General features: G+C 39.9%; 21 protein-coding genes. 5 read left to right on the forward strand and 16 right to left on the reverse strand.

Going from position 1 to position 23,825, the window contains the following annotated elements; translation table 11 throughout:
• Position 1: 1 nt before the first annotated feature.
• From dnaB to apf, 6 genes are all read right to left on the reverse strand, one after another.
• A complete protein-coding gene (gene dnaB, locus SSIN_RS01660; RefSeq protein WP_037615013.1) occupies positions 2–1,357 on the reverse strand; it encodes a replicative DNA helicase in 1,356 nt (451 codons plus the stop codon).
• A gap of 26 nt (positions 1,358–1,383) precedes the next feature.
• Positions 1,384–1,836: a 50S ribosomal protein L9 gene (gene rplI / locus SSIN_RS01665; protein WP_037615015.1), complete on the reverse strand. Its 453-nt coding sequence runs from the start codon at positions 1,834–1,836 to the stop codon at positions 1,384–1,386.
• Between the two features lies 1 nt (position 1,837).
• On the reverse strand, positions 1,838–3,823 hold the full coding sequence (locus SSIN_RS01670; protein WP_483316110.1) for a DHH family phosphoesterase: 1,986 nt from the start codon (positions 3,821–3,823) through the stop codon (positions 1,838–1,840).
• Between the two features lie 472 nt (positions 3,824–4,295).
• A complete protein-coding gene (mnmG, locus tag SSIN_RS01675; protein WP_037615019.1) occupies positions 4,296–6,215 on the reverse strand; it encodes a tRNA uridine-5-carboxymethylaminomethyl(34) synthesis enzyme MnmG in 1,920 nt (639 codons plus the stop codon).
• Positions 6,216–6,353: 138 nt separating this feature from the next.
• Positions 6,354–7,499 (reverse strand): tRNA 2-thiouridine(34) synthase MnmA, encoded by a 1,146-nt coding sequence (mnmA, locus tag SSIN_RS01680; RefSeq protein ID WP_280513200.1) that lies wholly within the window; start codon positions 7,497–7,499, stop codon positions 6,354–6,356.
• 253 nt (positions 7,500–7,752) lie between these two features.
• Complete coding sequence (gene apf / locus SSIN_RS01685; RefSeq protein WP_244880070.1) at positions 7,753–8,265, reverse strand: aggregation-promoting factor; 513 nt, start codon at positions 8,263–8,265, stop codon at positions 7,753–7,755.
• Between the two features lie 352 nt (positions 8,266–8,617).
• Between apf and sdaAB the strand changes: the two genes are divergently transcribed.
• Entirely contained in the window at positions 8,618–9,289 is a 672-nt protein-coding gene (gene sdaAB, locus SSIN_RS01690) for an L-serine ammonia-lyase, iron-sulfur-dependent subunit beta (protein WP_037615025.1), read from the forward strand.
• A gap of 8 nt (positions 9,290–9,297) precedes the next feature.
• Positions 9,298–10,170, forward strand: a complete 873-nt coding sequence (sdaAA, locus tag SSIN_RS01695) for an L-serine ammonia-lyase, iron-sulfur-dependent, subunit alpha (RefSeq protein WP_037615027.1) — start codon at positions 9,298–9,300, stop codon at positions 10,168–10,170.
• Positions 10,171–10,237: 67 nt separating this feature from the next.
• Here the strand turns inward: sdaAA and SSIN_RS01700 are convergent, their stop codons facing one another.
• From SSIN_RS01700 to yfmF, 8 genes are all read right to left on the reverse strand, one after another.
• Positions 10,238–10,858, reverse strand: coding sequence for a LysM peptidoglycan-binding domain-containing protein (locus tag SSIN_RS01700; protein ID WP_037615029.1), 621 nt, complete (start codon positions 10,856–10,858; stop codon positions 10,238–10,240).
• A gap of 206 nt (positions 10,859–11,064) precedes the next feature.
• Positions 11,065–11,862, reverse strand: coding sequence for an energy-coupling factor transporter transmembrane component T family protein (locus SSIN_RS01705; RefSeq protein WP_037615031.1), 798 nt, complete (start codon positions 11,860–11,862; stop codon positions 11,065–11,067).
• Complete coding sequence (locus tag SSIN_RS01710) at positions 11,855–12,694, reverse strand: energy-coupling factor ABC transporter ATP-binding protein (RefSeq protein WP_037615033.1); 840 nt, start codon at positions 12,692–12,694, stop codon at positions 11,855–11,857. Before SSIN_RS01710 ends, SSIN_RS01705 begins: the two co-directional genes overlap by 8 nt.
• Positions 12,679–13,506, reverse strand: a complete 828-nt coding sequence (locus tag SSIN_RS01715; RefSeq protein ID WP_037615034.1) for an energy-coupling factor ABC transporter ATP-binding protein — start codon at positions 13,504–13,506, stop codon at positions 12,679–12,681. Before SSIN_RS01715 ends, SSIN_RS01710 begins: the two co-directional genes overlap by 16 nt.
• A gap of 1 nt (position 13,507) precedes the next feature.
• A complete protein-coding gene (gene pgsA / locus SSIN_RS01720; RefSeq protein ID WP_037615036.1) occupies positions 13,508–14,047 on the reverse strand; it encodes a CDP-diacylglycerol--glycerol-3-phosphate 3-phosphatidyltransferase in 540 nt (179 codons plus the stop codon).
• Between the two features lie 10 nt (positions 14,048–14,057).
• On the reverse strand, positions 14,058–14,882 hold the full coding sequence (gene rodZ / locus SSIN_RS01725) for a cytoskeleton protein RodZ (protein ID WP_037615038.1): 825 nt from the start codon (positions 14,880–14,882) through the stop codon (positions 14,058–14,060).
• Between the two features lie 59 nt (positions 14,883–14,941).
• Positions 14,942–16,237 carry an EF-P 5-aminopentanol modification-associated protein YfmH gene (yfmH, locus tag SSIN_RS01730; protein ID WP_037615039.1) on the reverse strand — a complete coding sequence of 432 codons (1,296 nt, stop codon included), beginning with the start codon at positions 16,235–16,237 and terminating at the stop codon, positions 14,942–14,944.
• Complete coding sequence (gene yfmF / locus SSIN_RS01735; protein ID WP_037615042.1) at positions 16,237–17,484, reverse strand: EF-P 5-aminopentanol modification-associated protein YfmF; 1,248 nt, start codon at positions 17,482–17,484, stop codon at positions 16,237–16,239. Before yfmF ends, yfmH begins: the two co-directional genes overlap by 1 nt.
• A 185-nt stretch (positions 17,485–17,669) precedes the next feature.
• Here yfmF and yaaA point away from each other — a divergent pair, with 185 nt between their 5' ends.
• Both yaaA and recF read left to right on the forward strand, forming a co-directional pair.
• Positions 17,670–18,059 carry a S4 domain-containing protein YaaA gene (yaaA, locus tag SSIN_RS01740; RefSeq protein ID WP_037615044.1) on the forward strand — a complete coding sequence of 130 codons (390 nt, stop codon included), beginning with the start codon at positions 17,670–17,672 and terminating at the stop codon, positions 18,057–18,059.
• A 3-nt stretch (positions 18,060–18,062) separates the two neighbouring features.
• A complete protein-coding gene (recF, locus tag SSIN_RS01745; protein ID WP_037615046.1) occupies positions 18,063–19,175 on the forward strand; it encodes a DNA replication/repair protein RecF in 1,113 nt (370 codons plus the stop codon).
• A 109-nt stretch (positions 19,176–19,284) separates the two neighbouring features.
• Here recF and guaB read toward each other — a convergent pair whose 3' ends face one another.
• Both guaB and trpS read right to left on the reverse strand, forming a co-directional pair.
• The gene (gene guaB, locus SSIN_RS01750; RefSeq protein WP_037615048.1) at positions 19,285–20,766 is read right to left on the reverse strand and encodes an IMP dehydrogenase; all 1,482 of its coding nucleotides are present in this window, start codon (positions 20,764–20,766) and stop codon (positions 19,285–19,287) included.
• A gap of 166 nt (positions 20,767–20,932) precedes the next feature.
• Positions 20,933–21,958 carry a tryptophan--tRNA ligase gene (gene trpS / locus SSIN_RS01755; RefSeq protein WP_037615050.1) on the reverse strand — a complete coding sequence of 342 codons (1,026 nt, stop codon included), beginning with the start codon at positions 21,956–21,958 and terminating at the stop codon, positions 20,933–20,935.
• Between the two features lie 240 nt (positions 21,959–22,198).
• On the opposite strand from trpS, the gene SSIN_RS01760 reads away from it, so the two are divergent.
• Entirely contained in the window at positions 22,199–23,821 is a 1,623-nt protein-coding gene (locus SSIN_RS01760; RefSeq protein WP_037615052.1) for an ATP-binding cassette domain-containing protein, read from the forward strand.
• The last annotated feature ends 4 nt before the right edge of the window (positions 23,822–23,825 follow it).

The raw sequence follows: 23,825 nt of genomic DNA on the forward strand, positions 1-23,825 counted from the left end.
ACTATACATCCTCTCTTTTAGAAATACTTGAAAACTTATTATATTCTTTTTGGAAAATTAGCTCAACCGTACCACGCGCCCCGCTCCGGTTTTTCTCAATAATGACTTCAACTTTATTATTTGGAATGCCTTCCTCTTCCTCGCCGGCCCGCTCATAGTAGTCATCCCGGTAAAGGAAGGCAACGATATCCGCATCCTGCTCAATAGATCCAGACTCCCGAATATCAGACAGCACTGGTCGCTTATCCTGTCGCTGCTCCACACCACGCGAGAGCTGACTCAGGGCAATGACTGGCACCTTGAGCTCCTTAGCTAAAATCTTAAGCTGGCGGGAAATTTCCGAAACTTCCTGCTGGCGGTTTTCACGACCCGTTCCCGTAATCAGCTGCAGGTAATCAATCAAAATCAGCCCGAGATTCCCTGTCTCTTGAGACAACTTGCGAGCCCGCGAACGAATCTCCGTAATCCGAATCCCTGGCGTGTCATCAATATAAATACTCGCATTAGCTAGATTCGCTGTCGCAATGGTATATTTCTGCCACTCTTCATCTGTCAGTTGCCCCGTACGAATGGAATGAGAATTAATCACTCCTTCTGAAGCTAGCATCCGGTCAACCAAACTCTCTGCCCCCATTTCTAGGGAGAAGATAGCCACCGTCTTATCCAGCTTGGTTCCGATATTCTGGGCGATATTGAGGGCAAAGGCCGTCTTTCCGACCGCAGGACGAGCAGCTAGGATGATTAACTCTTCTTCGTGCAAGCCCGTCGTCATCTTATCCAACTCACGGTAACCCGTCGCAATTCCTGTAATATCAGTAGTTTGCTGAGAACGTGCTTCTAGATTAGCAAAGTTAAGATTGAGAATATCTTGGATGTTTTTAAAACCGCTGCGATTGGCCGTTTCGCTGACATCAATCAAGGCCTTTTCCGCACCCGCAATGATTTCCTCTGATAGTTTTTCGCCATCATAGGCTTGGTTGATGGATTCCGTCAAACGCGAAATCAGCCGGCGCAAAATTGCTTTCTCGGAGACGATTTTAGCATAATACTCTGCATTGGCAGAGGTCGGCACAGAATTAACGACCTCCACCAGATAGCTCAAACCACCAATATTCTGCAAGTCTCCTTGGCTGTCCAAAATATTACGCACAGTGGTCGCATCGATGGCATCCCCTCGATCCGCCAAGTCAATCATCGCCTTAAAAATCAAACGATTGGCATATTTAAAGAAATCTCCAGGCTCAATATATTCACGGACAAAGACCAGTTTGCTCTCATCGATGAAAATGGCCCCTAGTACAGACTGCTCTGCCAAAATATCTTGAGGCTGAGCTCGCAACTCATCAATCTCTGCCATAGGTGAATCCTTCCTTTATTCCCTTTCTACCCTTCCGTAACCCGCAGGCGAATTACGCTCGTCACATCTTGGTAAATTTTTACAGGAACATCTATCAAACCAATCGAACGAATTGGAGAGTCAACTTTGATATTCCGTTTGTCAATTTTCAGACCAAATTGCTTTTGTAGTTCATCAGCAATTTTTTTGTTGGTAATAGAACCAAAAGTCCGTCCGTCTGGTCCGACCTTCTCAGTAAAAGCAACAACAGTAGCTTCCTCTTCTAGTTTGGCTTTAATAGCCTGAGCCTCTGCCACCATCTCTGCATGAGCCTTTTCTTGAGATTTTTGCTTTCCTCTCAGCTCCCCAATAGCTTGTGCAGTTGCTTCCTTAGCCAAGTTTTTCTTGATTAAGAAATTTTGAGCGTAGCCCGTAGGCATTTCCTTAATCTCACCCTTTTTCCCTTTTCCCTTCACATCTGCTAAAAAAATAACTTTCATTTCAATTCCCCTTTTCAATTATTTCTTCATTTTTTATAACTTGATCCATGATCTCTTGGTTTAAGCGTTGGGTCACTTCAGAAATAGACTGATCACTAACTTGCGCAGCTGCAAGATTAAAGTGCCCACCACCGCCCATTTTCTCCATAATCCGCTGAACATTAATTTTGCTGCGACTACGAGCTGAAATGGATACATAACCTTCGGTATTTTTACTCACTACAAACGTTGCCTCAATTCCCGACATGGCTAACATCGTATCAGCCGCCTTACTAATCACAACTGTATCATAGCTAGTATTATCAGGCCCAGCTGCTACAATCACATTTGGCAAAATCTTCTTACCGTTGAGAATCAGCTCATTGACTGCTCGATATTCTTCAAAATTTGTCGCAGAAATATCCTGAATGACGACACTATCACTACCACGATTTCGCAAATAGCTAGCCACATCAAAGGTTCGACTCGTCACTCTCGAAGTGAATTTCTTGGTATCCAGCATTATGCCAGCCATAAGAATGCTAGCCTGAATCTTATTCAAGCGGTTCTTCTTGGAATTTTGAAACTGAATCAGCTCCGTCACCAACTCGCTGGCACTACTAGCACCACTTTCGATATAAGCAATAACTGCATTCTCAGGAAAATCCTCATCCCGACGGTGATGGTCCACCACGATTGTTTGGCTAAATCGGTCAAAAAACTCTTTGGAGAGAGTTAGAGCCAACTTAGAATGGTCCACCATAATCAAGAGCGAGCGACTAGTCACCCTATTCATAGCTTCGGAGAGCGTCAACAGATAATCCGGACCTTCCAGACTCAATTTTTTGATTGCCCGCTGAATATCTGACGCCATCTGCTGGTCGTCGTAGACAACGTAAGCTTGGTCAATAATATTACTAGCAAAGAGCTGCATCCCAAGCGAAGAACCCAAGGCATCCATATCAAGATTTCTATGACCAACTACAAAAACCTGATCCACACTTTTTATTTTATCTGAGATAGCTGTCATCATGGCTCTGGTTCGGGTGCGAGTACGTTTCACTGACGCAGCCGTTCCACCACCAAAATAGACTGGATTCTTCGTTTCATTATTTTCTTTGACAACCGCCTGATCTCCCCCCCGTACCTCAGCTAGGTTAAGATTAAGGAGAGCGGTCTTACCGATCTCATCATGCTTGCCATCCCCATAAGAAAAGCCCATACTAAGTGTCAAGGGAAGTTGCCGATTCTTGGCCTCTGCACGAAATTGATCAATAATCGAAAATTTATTATCCATCAGCTGCTCCAAAACCGTATAATCCGTAAATAAATAATAACGGTCCATCCCAACCCGACGATAAAACATATGAAATTGCTCTGAAAATTCCGCAACAAAGTTAGCAACAAAACTATTGATATGACTAATATCTGAGTCTGAAACCACATCTTCCAAGTCATCATAATTGTCGACTGAGACAATCCCAATAACCGGACGGGTTGTCACTAAACCAACAGTTGCTTCATACTCGTTAGAAGCATCAAAAAAATAAATTACATTAGAAGCCGAATCTAAATAAACAGAGTATTTCTTATCACCTACTGTTGCGTAGTGTCCCGTACCTGAATAAGCTGCTTGTAAAATAGTTTGCAGCAGTGCTGTATCAAAATTCCCATCTTCTTTTATAAAAATTAATTCAGCATAAGGATTAAACCATTCAACATCCTCATTCTCTTCGTTAAACTTGATAACTCCCACAGGCATCTTATCTAGTAATGCAGTCAAACTAGCTTCTGCCTGATGATTGACAAAATGAATCTGTTCAATTTCATCCAATTTAGAGATTCTCTGTTGTTGAATAAAAAGGATAGTTAAGGCTGATAATACAGCAAAAAGCGCAACAATCATTGAAAAACTGTCACCAAACAAGCGTAAACAGATAGTTAATATTATAAAAGAAATGATTCCTGCTATCGCTAGATTCACAGGGGTAAAACGATTTTTTTCCATCACAGACCTCTTATTCCGCCATTTTACCATAAATCCAAGAAAAAAGCGAGTTTACATCATACTTTCATTGTAGAAATCAACTAAAATTGAGATAGTCAGATAAAGAAAATAAACTTTCAAAAAAGATATTCGACATGATTATGATTGTAAAAACTTTAAAATGCTAAACTAGACACTGGATATTTACTTGCTTATTGTCAATATTGTAAATTATGTTGACAAAAATGCACGGTTTTAAAAGAAAAATTCTGATTCTTTTTGCATCATCTGTATACTATTTTTATCATTTCAAGCATTGATAATAACCTTCATTTATTAAGTGTTGAGACTAGATTGTTATATCCTATTTTTTTATCATTTGAGCACATAGCGTTTTCATTTATTGCACCTTCATTTACAAACCAAAATATAAATTGACGTTTTATTTACAACAGTGTCAATCTTTCCATGACAAGAAATCACGTTTAAACTTTCAAACGTGATTTTGTTTTTCTTTGTTTTTTGAAATACTCCTAGACTTACCTTCTAAGTAGACCATCAAAATAGAAATATCTGCTGGATTGACACCAGAAATCCGACTAGCCTGACCAATCGTTTCTGGATTGATTTTCTTAAACTTCTGCCGTGCTTCTGTCGCAATCGAGTCAATATCATCCCAGTCAATATTAGCTGGAATCCGCTTCTCTTCCATGCGCTTCATCTTGTCAACCTGGTCAAGAGCTTTGGAAATATAACCTTCATACTTAATTTCTGTCTCAAGCAGCTCGATAATCTTCTCATCAAGCTCTTCTGCCGCCGGACCAATGAATTGAACCACATCTTGATAAGACACTTCCGGCCGCCGCATAAATTCTTTGGCAGTTACCGCATCTGTCAGAGCTTTAAAACCAAGTGCTTCTACCTTGGCATTGGTTTCCTTGACAGGCTTTAGCTTGATGGATTCCAAACGCTTCATTTCATTGTCAAATTGATTCTTTTTAATCTCGAAACGAGCCCAGCGCTCATCATCTACCAGACCAATTTCTCGTCCCATCTCTGTCAAGCGCATATCTGCATTGTCATGGCGGAGAATCAGACGGTACTCAGCTCGGCTAGTCAAAAGTCGGTACGGTTCCACTGTCCCCTTAGTCACCAAATCATCAATCATGACTCCAATGTAACCATCACTGCGTTTCAGAATCAGCTCTGGCTTACCTTGAATTTTCAAAGCCGCATTGATACCAGCGATAATTCCTTGACCTGCAGCTTCTTCATAACCGGATGTCCCATTGGTCTGACCTGCTGTAAAGAGGCCTGAAATTTTCTTAGTTTCTAAAGTTGCCCGAAGTTGATGCGGCATAATCATATCGTACTCAATGGCATAACCCGTCCGCATCATCTCAGCATTTTCCAAACCTTTGATAGAGTGAACCAAATCTTTCTGAACATCTTCTGGCAAACTGGTCGAAAGCCCCTGCACATAAACTTCTTCCGTATCACGGCCCTCAGGCTCTAAGAAAAGCTGATGACGTTCCTTGTCTGCAAAGCGGACGATTTTATCCTCAATCGATGGGCAATAACGAGGCCCCACTCCTTTAACTACACCTGAAAACATAGGGGCACGATGCAGGTTATTTTGAATGATTTCATGACTTTCAGCATTGGTATAAGTCAGCCAGCAAGGAACTTGGTCTTTCACATAGTCCTCATCGCGAGACGTATAAGAGAAATGGTTGGCCTTTTCATCACCTGGCTGAATCTCGGTCACATCATAATTGATAGATGATGCCTTGACACGCGGTGGCGTTCCAGTCTTAAAACGACCAATTTCAAAACCTAAGTCACGCAAATTATCCGCTAGTGGAATCGCTGCTAAGCTGTGATTAGGACCAGATGAATATTTGAGATCACCGATGATAATTTCTCCCCGCAAGGCTGTTCCAGTCGTAACAATGACGGCTTTAGCTGCATACTCCTGATGGGTCGCTGTCTTAACCCCAATTACCTTGCCATCTTCCACCAAGATTTCATTAATCATAGTTTGTCGTAAAGTCAGATTTTCTTGATTTTCGACAGTCTTCCGCATTTCTTTGGAGTAGACTTCCTTATCCGCCTGCGCCCGAAGAGCCCGAACTGCAGGTCCCTTACCCGTGTTGAGCATCTTCATCTGAATATAGCTCTTATCAATATTCTTGGCCATCTCACCGCCCAAAGCATCTACCTCACGGACAACAATCCCTTTAGCAGATCCTCCGATAGATGGATTGCAGGGCATAAAAGCCAGCATCTCAATATTAAGGGTTGCCAGCAGAACTTTACAGCCCATTCGACTGGCAGCCAGAGACGCCTCAACTCCGGCGTGGCCTGCCCCAATCACGACAATATCATAACTTTCAGTAAAATTGTGTGTCATTTTCTTTTTCCCTCATTTTTTCACCAAAAAAGGCCAAGTCTCTAGAAGTGCAGGACAAAAAAGCCTGCAACATCCATGAGCTTTGACCATCATAGGTATTGCTTATCTTATTGTAGCAGATTGATCGAAATTGTCAATCTAAATGTACTGTAAAACTTGACCATTCTTATAAGCTCTGTCAATCAAACCACCACCTAAGCACTCATCTCCATCATAGAAGACAACTGCTTGCCCTGGAGTAACAGCCCTTTGCGGTTGATCAAAGTTGACAACTGCCTTGTCACTCTTTACAGTAACTGTCACCTTGGAATCCGGCTGACGATAACGGAACTTAGCTGTACACTCCATAGTAAATTCTTCTGGCATTTCTTTTGTGAAATGAACCTGACTAGCGTCAAGGCTGGTTGACATCAAGTTGTCATGATAAAAGCCCTGGCCAACATAAAGAATATTTTGACTGAGATCTTTTCCCACCACGAACCAAGGCTCATTGTCACCACCATGCTGGCCGCCAATTCCAAGACCACCTCGCTGGCCAATGGTATAATACATTAAGCCCGCATGCTGGCCCATATCTCGGCCATCCATTGTCATCATGCGACCAGGCTGGGCTGGTAAGTATTGACTCAGAAATTCTTTAAAATTCTTCTCGCCGATAAAACAAATACCCGTTGAGTCTTTTTTCTTAGCTGTAGCTAAACCAGCTCTTTCAGCAATTGCTCGAACTTCTGGCTTTTCTAAATGACCCAGAGGAAACATAGTCTTTTGCAGTTGTTCCTGTGACAGTTGGCTTAGAAAGTATGTCTGATCCTTATTGTTGTCCTTGCCACGCAGCATTTGAACTAGCCCATCTTGGTCTCTCTTCACCTGAGCATAATGACCAGTTGCAACATAATCTGCACCTAGTGTCAAGGCATAGTCAAGGAAAGCTTTAAACTTAATTTCCTTATTACACATGACATCTGGATTCGGAGTCCTACCAGCTCGATATTCCGCCAAGAAGTATTCAAAAACGCGATCCCAATACTCTTTTTCAAAGTTGACAGAGTAGTAAGGAATACCAATTTGATCTGCAACAGCTGCTACATCCTTGTAGTCTTCTGTGGCTGTGCAGACCCCAAATTCATCTGTGTCGTCCCAGTTTTTCATGAAGATGCCAATTACATCATAACCTTGCTCTTTCAAGAGTAAAGCAGTTACTGATGAATCGACACCTCCGCTCATACCAACGACGACACGAGTCTTAGAGTTATCACTCATTGTGTTCTCCCATCTTTTCGTTATTTCACGATTGAAGGTCGTGCTGTGCTTTCAACGATTGAAGGTCGTTTGAGCAACGTCTATTATATCACGATTTAACAAGTAGGACAACGGATAGAATTTCCTCAAATTTTAAGATTTCCCACGATGTAAATTACGTTGACAATCTTGTAAACCAACAACTTGATCATCTTTTTTTAGTTGCAAAAGAGAAGCTTGTAAAACAAAAGGCTAGGAGAAATGTCCTAGTCTAACTCCAGTCTAAAGATTAACCTTTTTAATACCAGCCATTGGCTAACCAGAAATTTTTAGCAGCTGACCATGAACCATAGCGATTGGTTACATATTCATTCGCCACTTTCTCTTGGTTTTCTGGTGATAAATCTCCATTTAGATAGGTAATGGTTAATTGATATCGACCATAATATTGACCATTCTGAGCGGTATAACTACCGCTAGATTCCTTCTGGGCAATCCATTCCTTGGCTTCAGCGTCCTCATTACTCAAACTAGAATTTGAATTTACTGACGTTTCTTCAGTCTTAGCTGATGTCTCAGCAGTTACTTGTTCAGATGCAGATTCGTCCAATTCTAAAATCTGCCCAACACTAATTAAATTAATATTGCTAATCTTATTTTTTTCAGCAATCTTCTCAACGGTCGTCTGATGTGAAGCAGCAATTGATGACAAGGTATCGCCTGATTTGACCGTATAGCTTTCTGCATTGGCCACAACTGGAAGAAAAACAGCAGCACCTGCAATTACACCGAGAAAACCTGCCTTTAGCATTTTATTTTGTTTTTTAAAATATAAATTCATAGATAGAATTCTCCTTTTTAATGATATTTCTATCTTATCTTTTCTTTGTTACGGGTATTTATTGCTTGAGTTAAATTTATTACAGCCATATTGACAAACGAATAAAAACACCTTATTTATATTTGTTTGAATAGATTATAAAAAAATGATGAGAAATCAATAAAAATAGAAGTTCATTTATATTTTTTATACGACTCACTTAATTATTTGACTATTCCCAGAAACATTTGAAGATTTCTTCTGAAAACACATTCAAAAATCCGAGCTAAATCGCTATTACTTTGGTATAATGAAAAAGAATAGATGAAACAAGGAGAAAAGGATGAAATCATTAAAATTTCAGTCTGTTTTTGATATTATCGGACCTGTGATGATTGGCCCTTCAAGCAGTCATACAGCAGGCGCAGTCCGTATCGGAAAAATCGTCTCCTCCATTTTTAACGACGAACCAACGGAAGTAGAGTTCCAGCTCTTTAACTCTTTTGCCAAAACTTACCGAGGTCACGGAACTGACTTGGCTCTTGTAGCAGGGATTCTAGGCATGGAGACAGATGACCCTGATATCCCTAACAGCCTTGAAATTGCCCATAAACGTGGCATCAAGATTGTCTGGACGATTCAAAAGGATAGCAATGCTCCCCACCCCAATACGACAAAGATTACAGTCAAAAATGACCGTAAAACAATCAGTGTGACTGGAATCTCTATCGGTGGCGGAAACATTCAAGTAACTGAGCTGAATGGCTTTTCAGTATCCCTAAGCATGAATACTCCGACCATCATCATTGTCCATCAGGATGTACCAGGTATGATAGCGCATGTCACAGAAGCCTTGTCACGCTACAATATCAACATTGCTCAGATGAATGTCACCCGTGAGAAGGCTGGGGAAAAAGCGATTATGATTATCGAAGTTGACAGCCGTAGCTGTGAGGAAGCCATTGAAGAAATTCGCAACATTCCTCATCTACACAATGTGAATTTCTTTAAATAGGAGAAAATATGTTTTATTCCATCAAAGAATTGGTAGAGCAAGCTGACTTGGATTACCAAGGAAACGTTGCTGAATTGATGATTGCTACCGAGTATGAATTAACTGGTCGTGAAAGAGAGGAAGTCCTGCGACTGATGGGCCGCAATCTGGAAGTCATGAAAGCCTCCGTCCTTCTTGGACTTGACGAGAGCAAGTCTCGCAGTGGATTGACTGGCGGAGACGCAGCTAAACTCCACCATTATATCCAGTCAGGAAAAGCTTTGTCAGACCAGACTGTTCTGACTGCTGCAAAAAATGCTATTGCTGTTAATGAACACAATGCTAAAATGGGACTGGTTTGTGCCACACCAACGGCCGGCAGTGCTGGTTGTCTGCCAGCCGTTCTGACATCCGCTATTGAAAAATTAGGCCTCACAGAAGAAGAACAGCTAAACTTTCTATTAGCTGCAGGCGCTTTTGGCCTAGTTATTGCCAATAACGCCTCAATTTCGGGTGCTGAAGGGGGCTGTCAAGCTGAGGTTGGCTCCGCTTCTGCTATGAGTGCAGCTGCTTTAGTTCTAGCTGCTGGAGGTTCTCCTTTTCAGGCTAGCCAAGCTATCTGTTTCGTCATCAAAAACATGCTGGGCTTGATTTGCGATCCTGTGGCTGGTTTAGTAGAAGTTCCCTGTGTCAAGCGAAATGCAATGGGAGCCAGTTACGCCTTTATTGCAGCTGATATGGCTTTAGCGGGAATAGAGTCCAAAATTCCTGTTGACGAAGTCGTTGACGCTATGTATCAAGTCGGCTCAAGTCTGCCTACTGCTTTCAGAGAAACAGCTGAAGGCGGTTTAGCTACAACTCCTACAGGCCGTAAACTTTCAAAAGAGATTTTTGGCCAATAAATACTATCTAAAAGTGCTAGTATAAAAAAAGCGACTGGGATGAACCAGTCGTTTTCTTATATTTATTTTAGTAACCCCAAGCAGAAAGCCCTTGCGCATTATAAGCATTGTAGGCTGATTGGATTTGATCCTCAACAGTTGCAGTAGATCCCCAACCTGGCATTGTTTGGAAAAGACCGCTCGCCCCTGATGGATTATAAGCATTGACTTGTCCATTAGATTCACGAGCAATGATATTTTCCCAAGTGGATGCTGATACCCCTGTCAATTCAGCCATACGAGCAGCTGCATAAGAACCAGTCTCTCCAGCAGTATTTCCATTTGAAAGAACGACATTTGAAGATGTAGTAGAAGTAGTATAAACTGGGTAGTTATAATATTCAACTGCATTTACATAAGCTTCAGTTGGTGCAGCTGCAGGTTGAGCAGAAGGTTCTGAGGTAACTTCCTTAGATTCTACTGTTCCGTCTAATTCCAAAATCTGTCCAGCCACAATATGATCTGGATTAGCAATTTTATTCAACTTAACTAAGTGATCTACTGTTGTTGATTTTTCTTCAGCAATAGAGGACAAAGTGTCTCCAGCTTTGACAGTGTAAGATTCAGCCTTTGCAACAATTCCTGTAGCAAACAAAGTAGCGGCTGCAGTGATCAGGGCTAAAGTTAATTTTGATGTTTTTGTGTTCATTAAAAAATATTTCTCCTTTAAAATATAATACTATATTACACATTAAATATTACTATAGAGTTACAGCAAAAATACAAAGGTTACAAAAACATTGAAATTAAACACAAAAAACTTATTTTGAAAGGAATTTTAGCTTATTTTCTAAAATATAAGTAAAAAATATCAATTTTTCACTTATACTATTCTTTAAAAAATAGTTTAATTAATCAATCATTTTTTAAGAAAAAGAGTAAGATTCCGATAAGACAAATGGAGATAATAGCAAAATTATCCATCATTTTCCAAGAAAGCTGGCGATAGCGGCTTCTTCCTTCACCACCACTATAGCCACGCGCTTCCATTGCAATAGCTAAGGCATCTGCTCGCTTGAAACTAGAAGCAAACAAAGGGATTAAGATTGGAATAATCGACTTAACCTTTTGTACAATCGTTCCTTCGCCAAAATCAACTCCCCGAGCCCTCTGAGCGTTCATAATTCTTGTGGTGTCATCCATTAAAGTCGGTACGAAACGCAGGCTCATGGAAAGCATGAGGCCAATTTCATGCGTAGGAACTTTAAAGACTTTGAGTGGCTTTAGTAGGGCTTCTACTGCATCTGAAAGGCTGAGCGGTGTCGTGGTTAAGGTCAACAGAGTTGAAAAGAAGATAATCAAAACAAAACGGCTGAAGATAATACCAGCTTGTGAAAGACCAAATTCCGTAATTTTAATGAAACCCAACTGGAACAGTACCTTGCCTCCCCCCGTCAGAAATAGCTGGAAGAGGGTGGTAAAGGCAATAATGAAAACCATTGATTGAATTCCCTTTAGGAAGAATGTCAAAGGAATTTTTGAGAGAAAAATCAGAGTAAAAACGAAAACAAACAGCAGCACATTAGTGATAAGATTGTTGGCCCAGAAAATCAATAAAATAAAGCAGAACATGGCCAACAATTTACTGCGCGGATCCAATCGATGGATGACTGAATTTCCTGGAATATACCGTCCTAAAATCAATTTATCCATGCATCATCTCCTTAAATTCTTCAATCGTAATCGGATAACGAGAAAATTTCATTCCTTTTTCAGCTAATTCTTGGGCAAATTTTGTTATTTTAGGAACCCCTAGCTGAATCTTTTCCATAAAATCGACATCTTGAAAAACCTGAGCAGGCTGACCGCTTTTGACGACGCGCCCCTTCTCCAAAACATAGACTGTATCAGCAAAATTTGCGACATCATCCATTAAATGGGTTACAAGAACAATGGTCATTCCAGCTTGATGCAGTTTCTTAAAGAGGCTCATCAATTCCTTGCGCCCTGCTGGATCAAGTCCAGCCGTTGGCTCATCCAAAACCAAGATATCAGGCTCCATTGCTAGGATTCCGGCAATGGCGACCCTTCTCATCTGCCCGCCAGAAAGTTCAAAAGGGCTGCGGCTAAACAATTCTTCAGAAATGCCGACAAGGCTTAATTTTTCACGTGCTAAAGCCTCAGCTTCTTCTTTAGAGACCCCAAAATTTTGCGGGCCAAAGGCCACATCTTTCAAAACAGTCTCATCAAAAACTTGACTTTCAGCAAACTGAAACACCAAACCAACCTGTTTACGAACTTGTTTGATGTCCTTGTTGACAGAGCTGGAAGTAATGGTAACATTGTTGACTTGCACGCTGCCTTCGCTAGGAGTAAGTAGACCATTCAAGAGCTGTAAAATGGTTGATTTTCCGCTGCCAGTGTGCCCAATCAAAGCCGTATAGCTACCATCTTTGATTTCCAAATCAACTTCAAAAAGCGCTGGACCCTCAAATGGAGTTCCAGCCTGATAGGTATAACTGACTTTATTTAGAGTAATTCCCATAATTGTTCCTGCAATTCTTTTTCAGTTAAATAGGTTTTTGGCAGAGTTAGCCCGGTTTGAATCATGGCAGCTTTGACCTGGTTGACAAAGGGTTGATCCAAGCCCAAGTCTTCCAAATCAGGTCTAGAAAAGAGTTCTCTCGGTGTAGCAGTTGACTCAACCTGACCATTTTTCATAACGAGGACACGGTCACTCAGCGAAATTTCGTCCAAATCGTGAGTAATGGAGATGACTGTTAAATGATTCTTATCTTTAATTTCCTTGACAGTCCGAATCAATTCCAGTCGTCCTTCTGGGTCTAACATACTGGTTGCTTCATCCAAGATGATAATATCTGGCTGGAGCGCGACTACACCAGCAATGGCGACTCTTTGCTTCTGTCCGCCAGAAAGTCGAGCAGGTTCCCTCTCTTTAAAATCCTGCATTCCGACTAGTTCCAAAGCTTCATGGACTCGTTTAACCATCATGGGATAATCCATACCTTGATTTTCCAGACCAAAAGCAACGTCATCCTCAACAGTCGCCCCAACAAACTGATTATCAGGATTCTGAAAGACCATGCCGATTTGGCGACGCTTTTCCCAGACATTATCAGCCGTCAATTTATCTCCAGAAATGATGATATCACCACTCTCGGCCTCCAAAAGACCGTCAATCAAACGAACCGTAGTCGATTTCCCGCTGCCATTGTGACCGACAATAGATAACCATTCTCCTTGTTTCACGTGAAACGAGACATTTTTTAGAATATAATCTTCAGAGTTATGATCATATCGATAACTAAGATTTTTTATTTCAATGATATTTTTCATATTATTTAAATGTATCTTTAAAGAGATGGGCACTGCCCTTGAAATAATCATAACCAGAATAAATGGTGAAAATCAGGGCTATGTAAAGGAGAATCTGGCCTAGTAAAGTCCAATGCAAAAGGAGAAAGAGAATAGCAAACATCTGCGTGAAAGTCTTGATTTTCCCTGGCATAGCAGCTGCTAGAACTGTTCCGCCAGTTTCTACTAGGAGAAGTCTCAGACCAGTTACGGCCAGCTCTCGGCAAATGATGATAGCTACTACCCAAGCAGGAGCCATTTTCATTTCAATCAGCATGATAAAAGCAGACATGACCAGCAGTTTATCAGCCATAGGATCGGCGAATTTTCCAAAATTGGTCACGACCTGCCACTTGCGCGCCAGATAGCCATCCAGGTAGTCTGTGATACTGGCAAGGGCGAAAATGATTCCAGCTAGGATATGCATGGCTGGCGAATGACCAAAAGTCAAAATCAAAATAAAGATTGGAATTAAGGCAATTCTGGCAAGGGTTAAAGCGTTGGGGATATTTTCTTTTTTCATCATTCTTCCTTTATGATTCTTTAATTGTAAGTGTAATTGTAGCATTATCACTGGTCAAGGACGATAGGTCTAATTTCTGATTGTCCACAGTGACAGAAATACCTTTAACAACACCTAGAGTAATCGTATAAGTAGTATTTGGAGAGAGGGTGACCGTCTGACTTGGCTTATCAGCTGATAAAGTAATGCCATTAGACAATTCAGAATCACTAACACTGAGCCAACTAGTTGTATTTGTTGCTGAAAAAGTTACATCAATAGGACGGTTGATTCCGCTATATTGTACGGCCAACTGCTGACCACCGCCACTTACCTCAAGTTTTCCCAGTGTAGAAGACGCTTCAGAACTATCAGACAATGAACTAGACTGAATAGTTGATAAGCTATTTCCTCCCTCAGAAATGACACTATAACTGTCTGACGCCTTGAAACTCAAATCATTGGTTCTAGTGTAATTCCATACGTAATAAGTGACAAATGTAAGTATTAGCAAAACTAGCATCAGAAAGTAAAAGAGCGGAAGTGAAAAAGTGCGATTTTTATATTTTCTACTTCGAAAATCCTCGTTGTTAGCTAATTCAATTTCATCATAGATAACAGTGTTATCTGTTTCATAAGCATCTAACAAAATTTGTTCATTTAAATCCAAGGCCCAAGCGTATTTTCTCAGCAGGCTACGGATGTAAAAGGCATTTGGAAATTTTTCGTATTGATTGTTTTCAAGAGCCTTTAGGTAGTCAGTTTTTATATCTGTTTTTTTGGCTAGATCTGCTAAAGTAAGCTTTTGATTTACTCGAGCAAGTCTGAGTACCTCTCCTATCGTTTTTTTTCTCATACGGATAGTCCTTTTCTCTTAGACATTATTCTAACAAAATTTTGAAATAAACTTTAGAATTATTTTGGAAAAATAGTAAAATCTGTCATATCACAATGGTCAATAAAACAATGTCCGACTTTTAACACATCATTTAAAGTGATATCCTGTAAAATTTTAGGTAAATCAAAAATATTTTCACCTCTTAGATGTGGCTCATACTGAGTTGCCATATATTCAAGAGAATTCAGACCATGCAGAAAATCTCCAAACATTTCACTTTTAATCGTATCCAAATGCTCCTCTGTAACATCTGAATCTTGAGCAAATTTTCTAATTGCCGTGCGGAATTGGTGAGAAAGGCCGACTGGTTCCTGAGTATCCATGGTCAGCATGACAAAATGGAAATCTTTTTCCACCTCTACTTCAAGAGTAAGAGAATTGTCAATCTTTCCATTTTCATACAAAGTCTGGAAACGTTTAGAAGTCCAACCAAACATCATGGCAAAAAGCAATTTTAGAGCAATTTTGTACCGATAAAGCGCTGTATCCTTTATCGCATCTTTTCCACGAATGCCAATAGCCAACTTAGGACTGGCAACCTCCATCCGACTAGTAGCTGTTGGAATCACTGGCTGTAACCTGATAGGCTCTTTTTCAATTGCTTCAGTTAATAATTGAGGATATAAAGTCTCTTGTGTCTTGACGATATCTTCAAAAGTGGATTCCAAATCAAAATTTCCAATGACAAATAAAGTCATGTTGGACGGACGGTAGAAAAGCTCAAAGTTCTCTGTTAGATTTTCCACAGTAATATCCATGATTGACTCTGTCGTTCCGGCAATATCTTCTGCTAGTGGAGTTTGAGGATAGAGATTGCTCAAAGCACCAAAGAAGAGCCTATAATCTGGATCGTCTTGGTACATTTCGATTTCTTGTTGGATAATTCCTTGCTCACGCTGAACAGATGCTTCTGAGAAATTGGCTTGATGAACGAGTTCCTGCAACAGCTTCAGATTTTCTGCTACACAATCTGTTGTAGAAAACAGATAGCTGGTCCGTGTAAAGCTTGTAAAAGCGTTGCTCTCTGCCCCGAATTTAGTAAATTCCTGCAGCAAATCTTCCCCATTTTTTCCCTCAAATAATTTATGTTCCAGAAAATGAGCGATTCCTGCTGGGTAGTGACGGACTTGCTTTGTTTCACGTGAAACAACTTTAGTATCCACAGATCCAAAATTGATTGAAATGATGCCATAGGTTTCATTAAAATCATTTTTAGGGAGTAAGTAAACCTGCAGTCCATTTGCTAGCACCGCCCGATAGACGCTTTCTCCCACTGCCATGTAATTGATTTTTTCTAGACCTAGATTCTGCATTATTTCCCTTCCATAAAGTAAATCGCCTGTAATTTTAACTGCTGGGCTGCTTTGATAACCTCGTTTTTACGAACATTTTCTAATGATTCCAGCCAAGCTTCTAATGACAGAAATTTTTTCCCTAGAACAGCAGACATGTAAGCACGTTCAATCAAGGTGTTTTGCCGATCTTGCGCCAGAAGTATGGAATTTTTCAGCATTTTTTTTGTTTGCTCAAGCTCGTCATCTGTAAAATTCCCCCGCTTCAAATCCAAGATTTGCCGATTGATTAAAGCGATGGTTTTTGTCCGATTTGCTCGGTCAATTCCTGCATAAATTCGCAACAGGCCAGAAAAAATATCAAAATTACTAGAAATCGTGTAGGCCAGACTCTCCTTTTCACGAACGTTAACAAAAAGTTTAGAGTGGGCAAATCCACCCAGTAACCCATTCAAAACAATAAGAGGCAGGTGATCACTATCCCCATATTGAGTAGAAAAATGGTAAGCCAACTCAATAATTGATTGATGAACCTCTCTCTGCTCTAGATTTTCCCGAGTCACATTTGAATAGTTCTGCTGGTACATGAGTTCTAAAGGCTGTTCTCTTTCAGCAAAATGAAAATCTTGGATTTTATCTCGGATAGCAATTTCATTAAAGTTACCGATAAAGAAAAAATCTATCTGATCTTCTTTCAGCATTTGTTGAAAAGTAGCAAAACTACTTTCAGCAGTTTCTTCTTCCACCAACTCCACGGTTCCCACACGGGGAATCCGCATTTCTGATAAATCATAGAACAAATCGTTCAGCTTCCTATGAGCATGGTAAAAATGATTTTCAATTTCAGCCTCTAAGTCTGTTAAAACATTTTTCTTTTCAATTTCAAAGGTTTTAGCATCAAAAGCATCTCCATTTGACAGAGGAGAAAATAGACTGGCTTTCAAAAATTCTAGCATTTCATCTGTCAAAACATTTTTCCGACTCAGAAATTGATCCCGCACAAAAGAAAGATTAATATCCAAGTAATGCACCAACCCCCGTCGTGAAAGACTTGTCGAAAAATTGGCTCCATATAAGTTAGCCAATTTTTCTCGAAAAGATTGCGATGTTGGGTAAAGAGCATTTGAAGTCTCCAACATACTAGCAGTAAGAACCCGTCCAGCTATTGTTTTTTCAGACATAGGAGTTGAAAATCGCACTTTTATTTTATTTGTTTTGAATTTTTCTGACTGAATAAAATGAAGATGTACTCCTTTTGTGATTTCCATTACGCCCCCCATACCGAATAATATAGACTTCTATTATAACACGAAATACTTTTTAATGCTTTGTCACGACTAGCTTTTTAATGATTAAAACGTTTTATATTTTTTTTAAATTTGGCATTAAATTAAACTATCTCGGCACTCTTTCTGCTTGAATTATGATATAATGACAAGGATTGAGGTGAACTATGGAATACAAATTATTTGACGAATACATTACCCTACAGGCTCTTTTAAAAGAAGTCGGTATCATCCAGAGTGGCGGAGCAATTAAGTCCTTTTTAGCAGATAATCAGGTCTTTTTTAACGGGGAGTTGGAAAATAGACGAGGTAAAAAGCTTAGAATTGACGATGTCATCTCTCTTCCAACTCAGCAACTAGAGATTGTTCTGCTTGCGCCAAGTCAAGAGGAAATCCTTGAACATCAAGAAGAACAAGCAGAGAAAAAAAGAGTAGCAGACTTGGTTAAAGCGATGAATAAGGATTTAAAAAAATCAAAACCAGCTAAAAAAGAACAAAAGACAAGAAAGTCCGAACAGACAGGTAAAAAATCAGCTGTTCGTTTTCCAGGAACCTAAGCCATGTGGTTAAAAACGCTGAAAATCAAAAATTTTCGTAATTACCAGGCTACAGAGATTGATTTTCATCCTGGCCTTAATATCTTTCTGGGACAAAATGCACAGGGGAAAACCAATATCCTTGAAGCCATTTATTTTTTAGCTCTCACTCGCAGTCACCGAACCCGAACAGATAAGGATTTGATTCATTTCCAAGAAAAAAAACTGTTTGTTTCAGGAATAGTTGAAAGACAAGCAGGTAAAATTCCACTTGACATCGAATTGACACCAAAAGGTAGGATAACCAAGATAAATCATTTAAAACAAGGGAAATTATCAGATTATATAGGTGCTGTCAACGTTGTCTTGTTTGCTCCAGAAGATTTACAACTCATTAAAGGTGCACCTGCTTTACGCCGAAAATTTATTGACATTGAGCTCGGTCAAATCAAGCCCATCTACCTTGCGGACTTATCCAGCTACAATCATGTACTCAAACAACGAAATGCCTATCTCAAAGCTAATGATAAGATAGATGAAACTTTTCTCTCTGTTTTGGATGAACAGTTGGTTGATTTTGGCTGTCGTGTTATGCAACACCGCTTGGACTTTATTAAAAAGCTGGAAGAATTTGCTCAGGAAGGCCATAGCGATATCTCCCAAAAAAAAGAGAGATTGACGATCAAGTATCTGTCATCTGTTCCGTTTCCTTCTCTTGACGAGTTGGAAAATTCCTTCCGAAATTCCTTATTAACAAGTCGGAAACGTGACCTTTTCAAAAAAAATACAGGAGTTGGCCCCCATCGTGATGATATCAGCTTTTTCATAAATGAAATGGATGCTAGCTTTGGCAGCCAAGGTCAGCATCGTAGTGTCGTCCTATCGCTCAAATTAGCTGAAATTAAATTAATCGAAAACCTTACAAAAGAAACCCCTATACTACTTCTTGACGATGTTATGAGTGAACTTGACAACATGCGTCAATTGAAATTACTAGAAACAATTACTCAAAATATTCAAACTTTCATTACAACTACCAGCTTAAACCACCTTCAAAACCTACCAAGAGATATTAAAGTCTTTTATATAAGGCAAGGGGTGGTTGAAAAAGTAGAAAATTCATTATTGACAGATTAGACAATCATCTGTAAATTTTGTTTACAACTTTGTAAAACATCATAAATCATATTCTCAGCGACTTAAACAGCCTTGTCAATCAATGACAAGGCTGTTCTTCTTTATAACTTTATTGTACTGAATAGTTTGGAGCTTCATTCGTAATTTGCACATCATGAGGGTGGCTTTCCTTTAACCCAGCACCACTCATCTCGATAAACTGAGCATTTTCATGAAGTTCTTGCAGGTTAGCTGCACCGACATATCCCATACCAGAACGGACACCGCCCAACATTTGGAAGACAATATCTGCAGCCGCTCCTTTGTACGCTACACGACCTTCAATTCCTTCTGGAACCAACTTATTGGCTTCATTGACAGAACCTTGGAAATATCGATCACTAGAACCTTTCTTCATAGCAGCAATTGATCCCATACCGCGATAGGTTTTAAATTTACGGCCTTGGAAGATTTCTGTTTCGCCTGGCGCTTCGTCTGTTCCTGCAAACATGGAGCCAAGCATAACAGCATTCCCACCTGCAGCAAGAGCTTTGACAATATCTCCTGAATACTTGATACCGCCATCAGCAATGATAGTTTTTCCGTATTCACGCGCTACAGCAGCTGCATCATAAATGGCAGTGACCTGAGGAACGCCGACACCTGCAATAACACGAGTTGTGCAAATGGACCCTGGGCCAATTCCCACTTTAACCACATCAACACCAGCGTCGTAAAGTGCGCGTGCTCCTTCGCCAGTTGCAATATTACCAGCAATCAAAGTACGGTCAGGGAAATGAGCGCGAATTTCGGCAATTTTACGCAACACACCAGCTGAATGACCGTGAGCTGTATCAATAACAATGGCATCTGCACCAGCCTCAAATAGAGCTTCTGCACGTTCAAAAGTATCAGAAGTAACGCCAACAGCACCTGCTACCAGTAGACGACCAAATTCATCTTTGGCAGCATTTGGAAATTCAATAACCTTTTCAATATCCTTGATGGTAATCAGACCAGACAAACAGCCATTTTCATCTATCAGAGGCAGTTTTTCAATCCGGTGTTCCTGCAAAATTCTTTCAGCTGTTCTCAAATCAGTTCCAACTGGAGCTGTGACTAGATTTTCACTAGTCATGTGATTAGAAATTGGTTGAGTATAGTCTGAAATAAAACGCAAATCGCGGTTAGTCAAAATACCAACTAATTTACGATTTTCCATCGTTTCAACAACTGGCACACCACTGATGCGGTAGCGTCCCATCAATTCATCTGCTTCAGCAATCGTATGGTCAGGAGTCAAAAAGAATGGGTCAATAATAACACCGTTTTCAGAACGTTTTACCTTGCGTACTTCATCAGCCTGATGTGCAATAGACATATTTTTGTGGATGACACCTAGACCGCCGGCTCGGGCAATAGCAATCGCCATTTGACTTTCGGTAACTGTATCCATAGCCGCAGTAATAATTGGGATATTTAATTTCAAATTCTCAGCAAGTTTTGTACTTAAATCAGCATCATTTGGCAACACATGACTTTCAGCTGGAATAAGCAATACGTCATCAAAGGTAAAACCTTTTTTCAAAAATTTAGTGTCCCAGTTAGACATCCACAGTTTCCTCTTTTCTTATATAATTGAGCAAGGCTCGTCTTTTTATTGTTATTATCATACCATTCTATAGGCATTTGTCAATAATTATTAAGCAAAAATTAAAAACCATGTCTTTTTTAAATAAAAGACGATGGTTTTGATAGAATGAAGACTTTATTGTTCGTTATTTAAAGTAATTAATTCCCATTGCATCCTTGACTTCTGAAAGAGTTTGGCTAGCTACCTGACGAGCACGATCACTGCCTTCTTTCAGCATATCATAGACTTGTCCCATATCCTTAGCAAACTCAAGACGACGCTCTCTGATTGGTCCTAATTCCCGCTCTAAAATATCTAAGAGATAACGTTTAGTTTTGACATCTCCCAGACCACCACGTTGGTAGTGTTCTTTCATAGCCGTGATTTCAGCAGCATCTTCTGGCTGTCCAAAAACATCCAGATAGTGGAAAACCATATTGCCTTCGATTTTTCCTGGATCTTCAACCTTTATATGTTCAGGATCTGTATACATACTCATAACTTTTTTCTTGAGAGTATCCAAATCATCGGCAAGATAAATCCCATTGTTCAAAGATTTGGACATTTTAGCATTGCCATCAAGCCCCGGCAGACGACCCGCTCCTTCATTTTCTGGATAGATTCCTTCTGGCTCAACCAAAACATCACAATGATAAGCATGATTAAAAGAACGAACAATTTCACGTGTCTGCTCAATCATCGGTTTTTGATCATTTCCCACAGGTACATAGTTGGCCTTAAAAGCTGTAATATCCGCAGCTTGAGAAATAGGATAAACTAAAAAGCCGGTTGGGATACTTTCACCAAATCCCTTTTGAGCAATTTCTGTCTTGACAGTCGGATTGCGCTCTAATCGGGCTAAAGAAACCAAATTCATATAGTACATTGACAGTTCTGCCAACTCTGGAATCTGACTCTGGATAAAAATGGTCACTTTTTTAGGATCTAATCCAGCTGCCAGATAGTCCAAGGCTACATTTCCAATGGATTCTACAATCGTCTGCGGATCTTTTGCATGGTCTGTCAGAGCTTGCTGATCAGCCAGAAAAACAAACATATCATACTTGCCTTGATCCTGTAGAAGAACGCGATTGCGTAAACTTCCTACATAATGACCAATATGTAATTTTCCAGTTGGACGGTCTCCAGTTAAAATAATCGGTTTTGTCATTTGCTGCTCCTAAATTTGTATTGTTTTCATTATATCATTTTCAAAGAGAATGCGGAAGAAGATAGCAGAAAAATCAGAGTTCTCATTTAAAATGAATAACTAATTGACAATAGGTTTACAATAATTTTACAGACTTATTATAACTTTCACTTTCAAATATGATATTTTATCTCATAATAATTTGAAAAAAGAAGAATTTTCTAGTAAAATGAAAGAGATTATATATATAGGAGAAAATCATTGCTTACAGTATCTGATGTATCACTACGTTTCAGTGATAGAAAATTATTTGATGACGTAAATATTAAATTTACAGAAGGAAACACCTATGGCCTGATTGGGGCAAATGGTGCGGGTAAATCTACTTTCTTGAAAATTTTAGCTGGGGATATTGAGCCAACAACAGGCCATATTTCTTTAGGTCCAGATGAGCGGCTTTCTGTCTTGCGTCAAAATCACTTTGACTATGAGGAAGAGCGAGCTATTGATGTTGTGATTATGGGAAATGAGCATCTCTACAACATCATGAAAGAAAAAGATGCTATTTATATGAAGCCTGATTTTTCTGATGAAGATGGTGTACATGCGGCCGAGCTTGAGGGAGAGTTTGCTGAGTTGGGTGGCTGGGAAGCTGAAAGCGAAGCTTCTCAATTGCTACAAAACCTCAACATTCCAGAAGACTTGCATTACCAAAATATGAGTGAATTGACGAACGGCGACAAGGTCAAGGTCCTTCTTGCTAAGGCTCTTTTTGGCAAACCAGATGTATTGCTTTTAGATGAACCTACGAATGGTTTGGATATTCAATCCATTACTTGGCTGGAAGATTTCCTGATTGATTTTGAAAATACAGTCATTGTTGTATCTCATGACCGTCACTTCTTAAATAAAGTTTGTACCCACATGGCCGACCTTGATTTTGGTAAGATCAAACTTTATGTCGGAAATTATGATTTCTGGAAAGAATCAAGTGAATTGGCAGCTAAGTTGCTCGCTGACCGAAATGCTAAGGCGGAAGAAAAAATTAAGCAATTGCAAGAGTTTGTTGCTCGCTTCTCAGCCAATGCTTCCAAGTCCAAACAGGCAACTTCTCGTAAAAAGATGTTGGATAAGATTGAATTGGAAGAAATTGTTCCATCAAGTCGGAAATATCCATTTATCAGCTTTAAAGCGGAGCGTGAAATCGGGAACGATCTCTTGACAGTAGAAAATCTTTCTGTCAAGATTGACGGCGAGACTATTCTTGACAATATCAGCTTTATCCTGCGTCCTGGCGATAAGACAGCTTTGATTGGACAAAATGATATCCAGACAACTGCCTTGATTCGTGCCTTGATGGGAGATATTGACTATGAAGGAACTGTCAAGTGGGGCGTTACAACCAGTCGTTCTTATTTGCCAAAAGATAATTCTCGTGACTTTGCGGGTGGTGAATCTATTCTTGATTGGCTCCGTCAATTTGCTAGCAAGGAAGAAGATGATAACACCTTCCTTCGAGGTTTCTTGGGTCGGATGCTTTTCTCTGGCGATGAAGTTAACAAGTCTGTCAACGTCTTGTCAGGTGGAGAAAAAGTTCGCGTCATGCTATCTAAGCTCATGCTTCTCAAGTCAAATGTTTTGATTTTAGACGATCCAACCAACCACTTGGACCTAGAATCTATTTCCAGTCTCAATGATGGCCTCAAAAATTTCAAAGAATCTATTATTTTCGCCAGCCATGACCACGAATTTATTCAAACATTGGCTAATCATATCATTGTTTTATCAAAAAACGGTGTTATTGACCGCATTGACGAAACCTATGACGAATTTTTGGAAAATCAAGAAGTTCAAGCAAAAGTTAAAGAACTTTGGAAAGATTAATAAG

The organism is Streptococcus sinensis, assembly GCF_000767835.1.
Classification (GTDB): Bacteria; Bacillota; Bacilli; order Lactobacillales; family Streptococcaceae; genus Streptococcus; species Streptococcus sinensis.